This window comes from Candidatus Uabimicrobium helgolandensis (assembly GCF_041508025.1).
Taxonomy (GTDB): Bacteria; Planctomycetota; Uabimicrobiia; order Uabimicrobiales; family Uabimicrobiaceae; genus Uabimicrobium; species Uabimicrobium helgolandensis.
On the sequence record NZ_CP165719.1, the window covers coordinates 852356 to 866495 of the forward strand.

The 14140-nt window shown below is 33.6% G+C and carries 10 protein-coding genes; 7 read left to right on the forward strand and 3 right to left on the reverse strand.

The features are described 5' to 3' along the window. The 4 genes from selB to UABHE_RS03155 all read left to right on the forward strand — a co-directional run bounded on the left by selB (position 1) and on the right by UABHE_RS03155 (position 5011). Complete coding sequence (selB, locus tag UABHE_RS03140; protein WP_372368773.1) at positions 1 to 1890, forward strand: selenocysteine-specific translation elongation factor; 1890 nt, start codon at positions 1 to 3, stop codon at positions 1888 to 1890. Continuing rightward, positions 1887 to 2765, forward strand: a complete 879-nt coding sequence (locus tag UABHE_RS03145) for an NAD-dependent epimerase/dehydratase family protein (protein WP_372368774.1) — start codon at positions 1887 to 1889, stop codon at positions 2763 to 2765. Before selB ends, UABHE_RS03145 begins: the two co-directional genes overlap by 4 nt. A gap of 134 nt (positions 2766 to 2899) precedes the next feature. Continuing rightward, complete coding sequence (locus UABHE_RS03150; RefSeq protein ID WP_372368775.1) at positions 2900 to 3484, forward strand: phospholipid scramblase-related protein; 585 nt, start codon at positions 2900 to 2902, stop codon at positions 3482 to 3484. Between the two features lie 108 nt (positions 3485 to 3592). Then, positions 3593 to 5011 (forward strand): leucine-rich repeat domain-containing protein, encoded by a 1419-nt coding sequence (locus UABHE_RS03155; RefSeq protein WP_372368776.1) that lies wholly within the window; start codon positions 3593 to 3595, stop codon positions 5009 to 5011. 111 nt (positions 5012 to 5122) lie between these two features. Here UABHE_RS03155 and UABHE_RS03160 read toward each other — a convergent pair whose 3' ends face one another. Both UABHE_RS03160 and UABHE_RS03165 read right to left on the reverse strand, forming a co-directional pair. Next, on the reverse strand, positions 5123 to 6784 hold the full coding sequence (locus UABHE_RS03160; RefSeq protein WP_372368777.1) for a tetratricopeptide repeat protein: 1662 nt from the start codon (positions 6782 to 6784) through the stop codon (positions 5123 to 5125). A 165-nt stretch (positions 6785 to 6949) separates the two neighbouring features. Then, on the reverse strand, positions 6950 to 7924 hold the full coding sequence (locus UABHE_RS03165; RefSeq protein WP_372368778.1) for a GTP-binding protein: 975 nt from the start codon (positions 7922 to 7924) through the stop codon (positions 6950 to 6952). Between the two features lie 750 nt (positions 7925 to 8674). Between UABHE_RS03165 and UABHE_RS03170 the strand changes: the two genes are divergently transcribed. Beyond that, complete coding sequence (locus UABHE_RS03170; protein ID WP_372368779.1) at positions 8675 to 9574, forward strand: hypothetical protein; 900 nt, start codon at positions 8675 to 8677, stop codon at positions 9572 to 9574. Positions 9575 to 10046: 472 nt separating this feature from the next. On the opposite strand, the gene UABHE_RS03175 is transcribed toward UABHE_RS03170, so the two are convergent. Then, entirely contained in the window at positions 10047 to 11660 is a 1614-nt protein-coding gene (locus tag UABHE_RS03175; protein WP_372368780.1) for a DAHL domain-containing protein, read from the reverse strand. A gap of 361 nt (positions 11661 to 12021) precedes the next feature. Between UABHE_RS03175 and UABHE_RS03180 the strand changes: the two genes are divergently transcribed. Together UABHE_RS03180 and prfA are read left to right on the forward strand one after the other, a co-directional pair. Next, positions 12022 to 12765, forward strand: a complete 744-nt coding sequence (locus UABHE_RS03180) for an alpha/beta fold hydrolase (RefSeq protein WP_372368781.1) — start codon at positions 12022 to 12024, stop codon at positions 12763 to 12765. A gap of 289 nt (positions 12766 to 13054) precedes the next feature. After that, entirely contained in the window at positions 13055 to 14137 is a 1083-nt protein-coding gene (gene prfA, locus UABHE_RS03185) for a peptide chain release factor 1 (RefSeq protein ID WP_372368782.1), read from the forward strand. Positions 14138 to 14140: the final 3 nt, after the last annotated feature.

Here is a 14140-nt window from a genome sequence, read left to right on the forward strand (position 1 = left end):
ATGGATATTTTTAATGTTATTATTGGTACAGCTGGGCACATAGATCACGGAAAATCGAGTATTGTTAAAAAATTAACTGGTATTAATCCCGATAGACTAAAAGAAGAAAAAGAGCGTGGGCTAACAATCGACTTAGGCTTTGCTCCGTTAACTTTACCAAATCAAAAAAAAGTAGGTCTTGTTGATGTTCCTGGGCACGAAAAATTTATCAAAAACATGGTAGCAGGGGCCACAGGTATAGATTATGTAGTTCTTGTAATAGCAGCTGATGATGGTGTTATGCCTCAAACAGAAGAACATTTAGAAATAATGAAACTACTTGGTATTAAAAAAGGATTAATCGTAATCTCAAAAATTGATTTAGTCGACGAAGAATTACTAATGCTTGTCGAAGAAGATATACGCGAGTTCCTCGAAGGATCGTTTTTAGAAAATGCATCTTTATGTAAAGTTTCGTCAATGACAGGAGAAGGTTGGGAACCTTTTTGCGAAACGTTATTTCGTGAAATACAAGATCTAAAGCCAAGATCTCTAGATGGTATCTTTCGCATGCCAATACAAAGAGTTTTTACTAGTCACGGACATGGAACAATTGCCACTGGAATACCAATAGCAGGAACTATAAAGTTAGGTGATGAAGTAGAAATACTACCTCAAGGGATTTCTGCGAAAATAAAAAAAATCCATGCGTATGGACAAGATATTGAGAGCGCGCGAGCTGGACATAGTACAGCGCTCAATCTAAAAGATGTTAACTATCAACAAATAAAACGTGGAAATGTTATTTCTATACCAGGATATTTAAAATCAGTACCATTCGTCGAAGGTGAGTTTCTATATTTAAAAATTCACAAGCGCAACTTACAACATATGACTCCAATACGTTTTCATTGCGGTACTACAGAAACAATGGGTCATGTCTCTATTCTTGGTAAAGAATATTTATCTCCTGGCGAAACAGGCTTTATTCAGGTACGTTTAGAAGAAGAAATCGTTGTGGCTCCTGGGGATCCTTTTATTATACGTCTATCTTCACCAATGATAACAATCGGTGGCGGAGTTATTCTTGATGCAGGGCACAAAAAGATTAAGCAATTTCGCGCCAGTATTGACAGCCTAAAAAGTAAAAGCTCTTCTATTCAGAACGATCGCACTCTAGTTGAAATGCGTTTCAAAGAAGCGCAAATTTCTCGTATCGACGATGTCCAAAAGAAATGTCTTCTAGATAGTGGAACATTCCAAAATATTATTGACCAACTTCATCAAGAAAAGATATTGGTACAAGTAAGTTCTAATCCTCCGCGATACATCCACGCCGAAATTTTAAACCAAAAATGCGCAATGGTAGAAGACACAATACGTCATTACCTAAAAAATCTAAAATATAAACTCTATATTTCCATTTTAGATTTGCGTAACTTAACTAAAGCTAACGCTTTAGAGCTTGATTTTTATCTTAAACATCTTCCACAAGCCAAAGTAGAAAAAGGTAAAGTGCGCCTAAAAAATCACCAAGTAAAACTAAAGCCAGCAGAAGAAAAATTTTTAAACGACACAGAAGAAAAATTTACGCAAAGCTTATTTTCACCACCATCAAAAAAAGACATACTGCAATCTAACGATCTAAAAAATAAAGAACAAATTCTCAATTTTTTACTAGAAAAAGATATACTTGTTGCGATTAACCAAGATATTTATTTTCACACGTCTGCAATCGCTCAAGCAGAAAAATTTATTCGCGATACGATCACAGAACAAGGAGAGTTAATTTCGGCTGAATTCAGAGACAAAATACAAACTTCGAGAAAATTTGCAATTCCACTATTAGACTATTTTGATAAAATCGGTCTAACAGTACGCAAAGATAATAGCCGCGTGTTGAAAAAATGAATGTACTAGTCATAGGTGGAAGTGGTTTTATTGGTAACGAAGTAACAAAGATATTACAATCGAAATGCAAGCTTACAAATATATATCGCAACAAAAATAATAATTTACAAAACAACATAAATAATATTTTTTTAAACCGCAAGGACATTGCGAATTTTCGCAAACATTTTCAGAAAAAAAGTTTTGATGCAATTATAGATTTTTCTGCATTTACTGCTAAAGATATTGAATTAACATCTAGTATTGTAAGTACCAGTCACTATATATTAATCTCCTCTTCAGCAGTCTATGGGAAAAAAAACAGTTGCTTTGTTAATGAAAAAGCGCAACTATCTCATGCTGAAAATCACAAATACGCCTACAATAAAATACAAACAGAAAATTTCTTACAACAAACACATCTAACTTATTCCATTATAAGGCCTGCGATAGTTTACGGAAAAAACGATTCAAATCCAACACGTGGAAAATATTTTTTTGAGCAAATTCACGCCAACAAAATAATAATACCTGGTATGTTGGATGTTAAAAATAATTATATCCATGTATATGACCTTGCCGACTTAATTGTAAAATGTCTATTTTCAAAACACAAAAACAATATAATTAATGCCGGAGGACCAATTTTTAATTGGCAAACATATCTACAAAATATAGCGGAGATTAATAAAGTATCCTTACCAGAAATAGCTTGTTTAAATTTATCGCTACCTAACTATCGTGTATACGCAAAAAAAAATAAATTCCATTTTCCTCATAATGCTTTTCACAATTTTGTAGTAAATAGTGACTACGCAAAAACACTGTATAACTGGCAACCGCAAATGTCACTCTACAAGGGGTTAAGTAACATAAAAAACTGGGCTATTTCTTAATTTAAATTATTTAGAATATTCTATCAAACGACCAAAATTATAAAAGTGGAAATGACTAACCCAACAGCGAAAACAATTATTTTAGATAAAGAAGATTACAAACAATTTTACATCCATAGTTTAAGGAAAACACAATGCTAAACAAAAAACAATATTTTGTTCGCGAACACATAGGAATGTTTAAGTTATCAGGTGTATATGACATTCTTGATCCAGAAACACAGGAACAATTAGGAGTTGCAAAAGAAGAAATCAGTGGCGGTTTACATTTTTTGCGTTTTCTCATTAATAAACAGTTACTGCCTACCACAGTAAACGTTTACGAGGGAACAGAGTCTAGACCAGACAAATTACAGTTCTCTATCAAAAAAGGAATAATGTTATTTAGATCGCGAGTAGAAGTTGTTGGACGCGATGGTCAAATCTTGGGGTCATTCAAGAGCAAAGTATTTTCATTAGGAGGAGCATTTCGTGTTTTTGATGATATGGGAGAAGAAATAGCTCTGATTAAAGGCGACTGGAAAGGCTGGAACTTTAAATTTTTGTTTGGAGACGAGGAGCTAGGTAGCGTTACTAAAAAATGGACAGGTATTGGAAAAGAACTATTTACTTCTGCTGACAACTACATTATCACGCTCAACGGAGATATTAATGAAGCGCAAGCTATTTTACTTCTAGCTGCCGGTCTTGCAGTTGATATCGTGTATAAAGAGCGCTAAACAAGATAAATCATACATTTTTATAAAATATTTACAAAAAGTTAGAGATAAATTTACTGGTTTGATATTGAAGCCTAGAAATAAATTGTAGTTATTGAAAGGAAAATATTGGAAAAGATAAAAGGCAAAGTGTTGCAAACAGTAAATAGTAATACAATTTACGCAGGTTGCTCTTTTTACTTAAAATGGGCAATGTTTAACACCCAAAATTCAATCTTTGATAACTGCTCTTTTAGAACCAATGTCATATTTGTTAATATTAAAGATTGTAAATTCTATAACTGTGGGTTTTCTGGAAAATTCACTTTAGATTTGAAAGAAATCCCCAGTGATATATCCCAACTACAAAATGTCTCAAACTTAGTACTATCTCACAACGAAATGAAGAGTGTTCCTCCTGAACTATTACAACTTACTTCATTGGAGAGTTTGCGTCTGGATTCAAACCAAATCTGTCAGTTACCACCCGAGATAGGTAACCTCACTTTATTAAAAGAACTTTACTTGGATACAAACGAGCTCAGTCAATTGCCATCTGAAATCAGTAACCTTCTCTCACTAAAAATATTATCTCTGAACGGAAATCAACTCAATCAATTACCACCTGAAATAGGCAACCTCACTTTATTAGAAGAGCTTCAGCTAGGATCCAATCAGCTTAGTGAACTACCAATTGAAATAGGAAAACTCTCTTCATTAAAAACATTATCCTTGGCCCAAAACCAACTTTGCGAGTTACCATCCGAAATAGGAAAGCTCTCTTCATTAAAAACATTATCCTTGGCCCAAAACCAACTCTGCGAGTTACCATCTGAAATAGGCAACATCTCTTCATTAGAAAAGCTTTGCTTAAACATAAACCAACTCAGTAAGTTACCATCCGAAATAGGCAAACTCTTTTCATTAAAAACATTAGATTTGGCACAAAACCAACTCAGTAAGTTACCATCCGAAATAGGCAACCTCTTTTCATTAAAAACATTAGATTTGGCACAAAACCAACTCCGTCAGTTACCATCTGAAATAGGCAACATTTTTTCATTAGAAAAGCTTTACTTAGACATAAACCAACTCAGTAAGTTACCGTCTGAAATAGGAAAACTCTCTGCATTAAAAATATTGTCTTTGAGTGTAAACCAATTTCGCCAATTGCCACCTGAAATAGGTAACTTCTCTTCGTTAGAAGAGTTAAATCTGCATACAAATCAGCTTGATAAATTACCACCTGAAATAGGAAAGATGATCTCCTTACACCTACTATCTTTAAGTAATAATCAGTTAATACAATTACCAAAAGAGATAGGACAACTAACTAAACTTATAGATCTTCATTTAGATGAAAACCAACTAACTTCCATTCCAAAAGAAATGCTAAATCTAAAAAGGTTAGATTTTAATGCTGCCCCCTATTTTTCACTACGGCTCTATGAGAATAACTTTGATGTTCCTGATAAGGAATATATATTTGAAGAAACAAACCCTAAGGAAATAATCAAATACATTATTCATCATCAAAAACAGGCTTAAATTCAATTATTTTTGCATTTAGACTTTATAATCTATAGCTCTTAACAATATTCAACATAGTGATTTCAAATAACATTGGTGTATAACTCAATAACAAAATTGCTTTTCAAATTAACCACAATTTGCTTGACGTAATTTGGCAAGTTTCTGCAATAAATCTTCCATAAAAGAGTCTAATGGTATATCATGCTCTTTCATATAAATTATGGCCTTATAACAACTATGGCAATACTCTAATGATTCACTAAACTCTTTACATATTTCATGCAAATTTCCAATAATATAGTAATTCAGAGCAACATTTGTTGCTGCCTCTATATCTCGAGGGCAGAGTTTGCGTAATATTTTATTCCAATAAAGTTGTTCTTTATAACACTCTATTGCTTTAGAGTGCTCTTGGTGTTTTTCTCGTAGAAGAGCTAATTTGTGATAAACGGTTATAATATCTTTAATATGCTGTGCACTTTCACTATTTTTTTGATGTAAATCTTTACGTAGATTTAGACATTTTTCGTAATAGGCAATCGCGCTATCTATAACTCCTATTTCTTGGTATGAGTCACCTAAATTACAATAGCATACAGATAAATCCCTACTATAATATGTATTTTCTGGAGCTATTTGCGTTAATTTTTTTCCGTACTCCAAAGCTTTTTCATAATAAACGAATGCTTGTGAAACAGCCGTCGCTTTAATACTTAGATCTCCTAAATTATTGTAAGTTACAAATATGTCGCGCTTGTATTCTATGTTGTCAGGAAATTCTTGCTCTATTTTCAATGCGTATTCTAAATTTTTTTTGTATAGCTCACTTGCTTGCTCTAACTTTCCCTGTTTTTGATACACGGCTGCTATTTTACTGTAATTAACACATGTATCTCGTAAAACGGTAGGTGACTGATTTTCTACGCGTATTTTAAGGGCTTCGTTATAGAAATTAAGAGCGTCCTCAAGTTTACCTTGACTTAATTGAAAATCTCCCAGGCGATTGTAATTAACAGATATATCACGCGCATAGTCAACATTGTCTGGATATTGCACCTGCAAATTTTGACTCAAATACAATGAATTCAAATAGCATTCTTGAGCATCCTCTAAGCGACCAGCTTCATTATAGAGATCAGCAAGTTTGTAAAGCACAACTCCTAAGTCTCTAGCGTACTGCGCTTGAGAATCTTTTTCCCATAACTCTTGGCGTATATCAAGAGCATTTCGATAATAACGACGAGCACGGCGCATATCACCCATGGTAAAAAATACGCCTGCTAAATTTTCAAAATTAACAGCTAAATCGCGCGAAATGGTATCTAAGTCAGGATATTGTTGGTATAAGTGTTGAGCTACGTTAAGTGCCGCTAAAAAATAGTCACATGCTTGTTGCAATTCTCCTCGCGATCTAAGTATAACCGCTTGCTTCTCTAAGGACATAGCGACACTTCGTCCGCGTTCAATACATTGTGGCCGCTCCTCATACAAACGTTGCAATATATTATGCGTATCTTTTAAGACATTAAATTGAACAGTTGTCGACGAAATTTCAGTGAGTATATTAAAAACACTATCCTGAAAACGCTCGCATAAAATTTGTAATTCAACATCACTCAATTCTTGGCGTAAAATATCATTCATTATCTTGTCATTCTCTGACAATAGCTCTGCTATGATAGCGCTTGCGCTTTGTAATTCCTCCGATTTTTTTATATGAATAAAATACAAGATCGCTTGGCGATATTTTTGCTGTTGAAGATTAAATACAAATTGTTCCCTAGTCACAATTATTACCTCACAAATTAGATTTGTAGCTTAGTATTCCTAGTCGATAATTTCGCGCGGATTATAACTAATTTTGTAAAATATTACAATAGCACCAATATGTATTCACGATCATCGCCTTAACATTGTTGGGATTCAGCATATCCAAACAACTGTGGTTGAAGTCTAAAGGTTATAGATGTGTCTGTTAAACATTTTTTTGAATGTTTCGCGTTTTAATCCTCGTCCAATAAATACTAGTTTACCTTCTCTATGATCCAATGATTCCCAAGGTGTACCATCAGTAACTATAAAGATACTTCTGGCAGATTGCAAGATCACACGATTGGGATAATTCGGTATTGCAATAAATCCTTTAACGCGATAAACCTGATTTCTGTAGAGGCGTACAATCCGGTTAAGATCAATTTGTAGGTGATTTAAATCAAGAGGGTGTGGAAAAGAAATCGCGAAACTTGTGATTTTGTGGTTGTTGCTTTCTCCTTTTGTATCTTTAGAAAAATTCTTATGTGTATGAGTAATTTTTTCTACTGAAATTGGCTTTGTTGTACCTGTTTTAAGAATATCATCAATAGGGAATATTCCTTGTTTTCCGCTATATATTACAGCGTGCGGATTCACTCCTTCCAACATATATTTTACTCTTTTGAGATCACTTGGAGAGATAGTATCTATTTTATTTATTAATAACACATCTGTAAGTGCAATCTGCCTTAGTGCCTCTTCTGTCTCCTTTAGCCAACTTTCTATTTGTTGAGCATCAACAAGACAAATAACTTGCTCCAATTTAAAAAATTTTTCTACAGTTGTATTATCAAGAAAGGCCTGAATTATTGAGCTTGGGTCAGCTATTCCTGTTGTTTCTATTACCATTCGATCATACTCATCAATTCTTTTGCTAACTTCTTTTAATATGCTAAACAGATCGTCGGCTAATGAGCAGCAAAGGCATCCTGCAGTTAGTTCTACAACTTTTTCGACACTGTCTACAATTAATGCTCCATCAACATTAATTGTGCCACATTCATTTTCTATAACAAAAATGCGTTCTGGTAATCTTTCTCTAATAAAGTGATTTAGGAAGGTTGTTTTTCCACTACCTAAAAAACCTGTTATAATATGAACAGGAATTCGTTTCACGTATCGATCCTCACATAGCTAGAGTTTTAGTAGTTGTCGATATATATTTTGATTAGAGCGTGTCATCATTTAGAGAATAACAAATGTCGTTAAAATCGTTATCTTATACTGCGAGAATCGAGGCCGTTTTCGAAACTTTCTAGTTGTAACAAATGCTTCTTTATTTGGGGACTGTCATCAATTAAAACATTATAACTGTGGCTATGATTGCGATAGTTATTAATATCTAATTAATGACGCGCCCTGATCAAAAGTTTTAAAATCGGGCTCGGGATCGAAAAAAAAATTGAATGATGGCAGGCTTTAAGCATGTGTAATTTCTATCAATATGCTACGAGGAGTTTCTAATTGAGATGAATCTCTGCGAAATAGAAAATAATAATATTAGGGCGTGTCATCATTCAAAATATTGTGTGTTTTTTCGAGCCCGAGCCCGTTTCCAAAACTTTCACTAACAATTTATCAAAGAAGCAAAGTTTCTTTTTCCATCGCAAAAAACTAGTATTGAACCAATAAATCACTTTCTGTCGCTCTCAAAAAGTTTTCGGGCGCGGGCTCAATACTACTGGCGTATCATTAAATGAATCCGTTATATTTTTATCTGTATTGATGATGACACGCCCTAATTTGTATTGCTAATAGATCTTACAAAGCTAATCATATAACTATACGGATAAAAAAATTATTGATAAAAAATTATTGGTAATTTTTTTGTATAATTTTTACATCGAAAATATATAGGTTATTATTTTGAATAAAGTAGATATGCAGAAAAAATGGAAACATGAACAGCGGTTAGCTAAACCGATTGAAGAACTTGGTGGAATTGTTCATTTTTGTTTTGAAGGAAAAATTAAGGGCGTTAGTTTCCGTCCAGGAGCAATAAAGACAAGTTTAGCGGCGGCAGGGAATACTCACACTCCGGCCCTCAGGGTTTTGCATAAAAAAGGTTATACTATAACAGAAGAGGAGTTCTCTCCGTGTATTCTGCACTATATCGCATGCAAAGATAAGCGGATTTTTCATGCGAGTTCTCCAGTTGAATTGTTAGGGATAGTTTCTTTATGGGAATACACTCAAGATAGTTGGCAAGAAGCTTTTAGTGATTTGGCATATGAAGATATTGTGTGTGAGGTGGGGGATAAGAGGCGTTCTGTTGAAGAAGATTTACTTCACCGAAAGCAAGATGAAATTTTTAACGATGAGAAATTAATAAGTGTGATTTCTCATTTAAAAACGTTTCCTGAGTTGACTGTTTTAGATTTTGCGGATTCGAATATCACTGATAAAGGTGTTGAGCTACTTTCTTCTTTTGTGAAACTTGAAGAACTTTGTCTTAGTTCTACTAGGATAACCGATAAGTCGTTAAAAACGTTAGGCCAATTTACTAATTTGCGCGAGCTCTACCTTGATAACGTCGGTATTTCAGGTGCTGGTTTGAAATTTTTGCGGAATTGTTTGCAGTTGCGTTATCTTTCTTTGAATAAAAATGGTATGTCTTTTTTTGATTTGATGGAATTAAAAGAGATTGAACATTTATTTCAAATTTCGGTTGTTGGTAGTAAAATTTGTGAGAAACAAATAGAAGAATTAAAGAAAGAATTTTTAAATTTGAAATACGTTGAATTAGAATATGAAAGTTATGATTAGTTGTTGTTGGTAAAGATGTAGGAAACACCTTATAAAGGTGTAGAGACGCTCTTTGTGGTGTCCGTGGTAATCAATATAACCTAAAACAAACGCTTTGCTTGTTTTTTTACGAACCCGTAAGAATGTCTCTATAATCTTTATCGTTTTATTACAAATTGTTCAATATTATTAGCTCTTTTAGTTTCCTATGTGTTTTCAGTGGTTAAATAGGAAAATAATTTAACTAGGGCGTGTCATCATTCAATACAGATAAAAATATAACGGATTGATTTAATGATACGCCAGTAGTATTGAGCCCGAGCCCGTTTGCGAGCCCGCGCCCGAAAACTTTTTGAGAGCGACAGAAAGTGATTTATTGGTTCAATACTAGTTTTTTGCGATGGAAAAAGAAACTTTGCTTCTTTGATAAATTGTTAGTGAAAGTTTCGGAAACGGGCTCGAAAAAACACAATATTTTGAATGATGACACGCCCTACTTATTTGCTGCTAGTTCTTTGTTTAGAGTAAGCATTTTTGTGACGTTGTCTTTTAGTTTGCGCGATAAGTGGTGTAGGTTTTCTGCTAATTGTGCATTTTCTTCCGAGAATTCTTCGTTCTTTTTCATGGAAGTTGCAATGAGTCCTACGGTATTACCAAACATTTCAAAACTATTCTTTTGTTTTTTGAAATAGTCATCCATTTTATCTATTTTTTGTTCGAGGTTTTGAATTTTAAAATTCATGTCACTTAGGTATAGCAAAATATTTTCGGTTAAATTTGTTCCTTGACGGCTTCTTTCTTGTGAGTTTAAGATCTGGCTGCTCGTTTCTTCAAGAGCTTCTGCACTACGAATTGCTAGACTACTAACTTCTTGAGCAACTAGACCAAATACTTCATTGTCTGATTTTGCTGCTTCTATTGTTGCATTTAGGCCGACTATTTTACTTTGTTTTGCAATTTCTTGGATATTTTGCAAGATGGTTGAAGCTTCATAACTCGCCGCTTCCATTTCTTTAATCGCCAAAATCATCTTGTGTGAGTGATTAACACTGTCGCGAATAGCAGCATTTGTCGTTTCTGTAATTTCTTTTGCTTTATTACACTCTAACCAGTGTGTTTGCGCGGTTTGTGTCATTTCGTGAAGTAAAATATTAGTGTTTTGTATGGCTGAGTTTTGTTGTTTACCATTGTTTGTTAACCATTCACTTGTTTTTTTGATTTTGTTAGATGCGTCGCTTAAATTTGCCACTGCATGGTATAAATCAAGAGAAATTTTATTTAGAGGTTCTACTACACGTGTTTTTGCGAGCCAATTATATAGCAAAAGTGACAAAGTTATAAGAAGAAGAATAACAATTATGGTAAGTACTCGTTTGTAGTAAGAAAATAAATTTAGCTGTTCTTTATGATATTTTTTATACAGTTCAAAAAAGTAGTCTATGTTCTTGGTTATAGGTATTTGTAAAATCTTTGCAATCATTTTGTCGAGTTCTAGTCTTTGCTGGTTTAATTTCTTTAGAATTATTGCAATTGACTGATTTTGATTTTGATTTTGATTTATGTAAGCAGTGATTTTCTCTATATGAGCTTTTGTGCTTTCACTATTTGTAAAACCGTGAACAAAAGATTGTAAAAGCAAAAAATATAGCTCATTGCTTTTATCTGGTGAGGTATTTTTTTGTAATTGTTTGTGCACTTTTTCAGGAAATGTTTCGAGCGAGTGGTATAAACCAGCATGAGCACTCTTAAAATTTTCTATTGATTGCACTTTGCTTTGAATAATGTTTTCTAGCTGAATAAAATTTTGTTGAAAAGTAATTTTACTTTGTAAAAATCTCTGAATATTACTTCTTTTCATTCTATTTGGTAGCTCAGATATATCAGAAGCAATCTTTGTCAAATGATTATAGTTGTCACGTCTAAAATAGCGCGTTTCTAACATTTCTTCATTGAGCATGTTATTTGTTCTTTGTAGATCGCTTACTAATTCAATTACTGCTCCGCTACTAAGTAAATCTATTTTTTGTATTTGCCAAAAAACATAAACAGAAAATAGCGAAAGGGTGAAGATCGCTAAATGATATCTAATATTCCATATACTACTCATACATTTTTACCTTTTTGCTTACAGTTATCTCATACGCTGTGGCTTAGGACGTGTTGACATTTAGGCTTTTACTATAATGTAAGCTATTTTAGGAGCAGAGAGAAGTACTTTGAAAGCGCAAAGCAATGCTTTGCAATTGAAAGTAACGGAGTTAACCTCTAAAATAACCAAATTATAAGGAAGATAAATGTCGATGTGCCCTAAACGACTGCCACCTCTTTACCATAATTTTTTGTTGCTTTGTGGTGATATATCATTTAATCTAGGAAACTGTTATAAAATTGTGCGAAAGTTTGCAACATGTGACTAAAATGACACAGCAAACATATTAATTATTGAACACATTTCTTGGAATTTTGTTATGAAAAGTACTAGCGTTTCCATTTCACGCTCCGATAATCACAAAAAAAATCTGGTAATTATTCCGGGAATATCAACCCTTTTATATCCTACTATTTGGAAACTACTTTCTCCATCATATTTTTCTTATTATGCAAAGTACTTTACTGTAAACATAGTTACGTTCAACAATCTACCGCAGAATTGCGATATGCAATTTATTGTTGATCAGTATAACAAACGTTTAGAACAATTGGCTCCTTATGCTGTTATTGCGATAGAAGAGGGTGCTTTTATTGCTCAACATGTTGCTATTCAAAATCCACAACTATTTAAGAAACTTGTTTTGGTATCGACAACTGCTAAACTGTGCAAAAAAACAAAAGAAATTTTTGACCACTGGATTCTTTGCGCTCAACAAGATCGTTGGCAATCTTTACATAAAAGTATGTCTATGTTGTTTAGTAATAAAAAATCGCCGATTAAATATACATTCTTTAAAACTCCTCCTAATCCCCAAAAACTTATTTTACTATTACAAGTTTTTAAAGATCATGATAGTCGGAGTTTATTAAAAAATATAAACTCTGAAACTTTAGTTATTGGTGGTGATCAAAATTCTCTTATCTCTCAAATAGAATACTTGGAACTGATGAAGCTTATTCCCAGAGCAGAGATATTAAATGTAGATGATGGATGCCATCACGTATATCACCAAAAAAAACATACACTAGAGAACAATATACTCCATTTCATACTTCGTTAGCAAATCACCTTTACACTCCTGCTTTTCTTACCGTTGCGAAATAAATTGCGAAATAACCAACATCTACTTGCAAAAAATAACAGTATTCATATATAATTACTAGGCGAGGGTATTCCCTTAGGGCGTATTGGCATTTAGATTCCGCATAGTGCTAGTTATTTTAGGAATGGCAAGGTGCTTTGAAGCTGTGCTTTGCAAAAGAAAAGTAAGGATGGAAATCTCTAAAAGAGCCACTATAAGAAAGGTAAATGTTGACGCACTAATAATATTTAGAAAGAAGGATCCACCAATGGAACAAACTACACTACAACAAATGGAAGCCCGATTTAGTGAGCTAGAAGACTTAATTCAAAAACCAGAAATAATGAAGAATGGCCAACTATACACTAAATATTTAAAAGAACATGGTGCTTTATCCAAAATTGTTAATAAATACCGAGAACTTCAAACAATAAAAAAAGAACGAGAAGAAGCCAAGCAAATACTTTCAGAAGAAAAAGACTCTGATATGCGTGCGATGGTCACAGAAGAAATTGAAGAACTTGAAGAACGAGAAATTAAAGTTGGCAAAGAAATCGAAAATTATCTCATTACTGATGAAGAACAAGATAATCGTAATGTTATCGTTGAAATTCGTGCTGGTACAGGTGGTGATGAAGCATGTCTTTTTGCCCAAGAACTATTTGCTTTGTATGTGAAATACGCGGAACGTCAATACCTACGACTAGAAGTTCTTGATAATACATCTACAGAGTTAGGTGGTATAAAGGAAGTTTCTTTTTCACTAAAAGGTAAAGAAGCATATAAAAAAATGAAATATGAAGGTGGTGGGCACCGCGTCCAAAGAATTCCAAGTACTGAAAGCGGTGGAAGAATTCATACCTCGGCTTGTACTATAGCGGTTCTTCCTGAAGTTGATGATGTTGAAGTTGAAATTAATGACACAGATCTAAGAATTGATTATATGCGCGCTTCTGGACCTGGAGGGCAAAATGTAAACAAGACTAGTTCGGCAGTTCGTATTACTCATATCCCAAGTGGAATAGTCGTTTCGTGTCAAGAAACACCAGAGCAACATAAAAATAGAATGAAAGCAATGAAAGTTTTGCGCGCGCGTTTGTATAGTCATATGGTAGAAGAACAACAAAAAGAAAGAAATGCCCTTCGCAAAGATCAAAGTGGTTCTGGAGATCGCAACGAAAGAATTCGTACATATAATTTTCCGCAGAACCGAGTTACCGATCATCGTATAAATCATAGTATTTACAATTTGGAAAGTATTTTGCAAGGTAACATTGATGAATTTGTTGAGATGCTACAAGTTCAAGAAAGAGAAGATAAACTCAAAAAACTAGGTTCCATTATTCAATAAGGT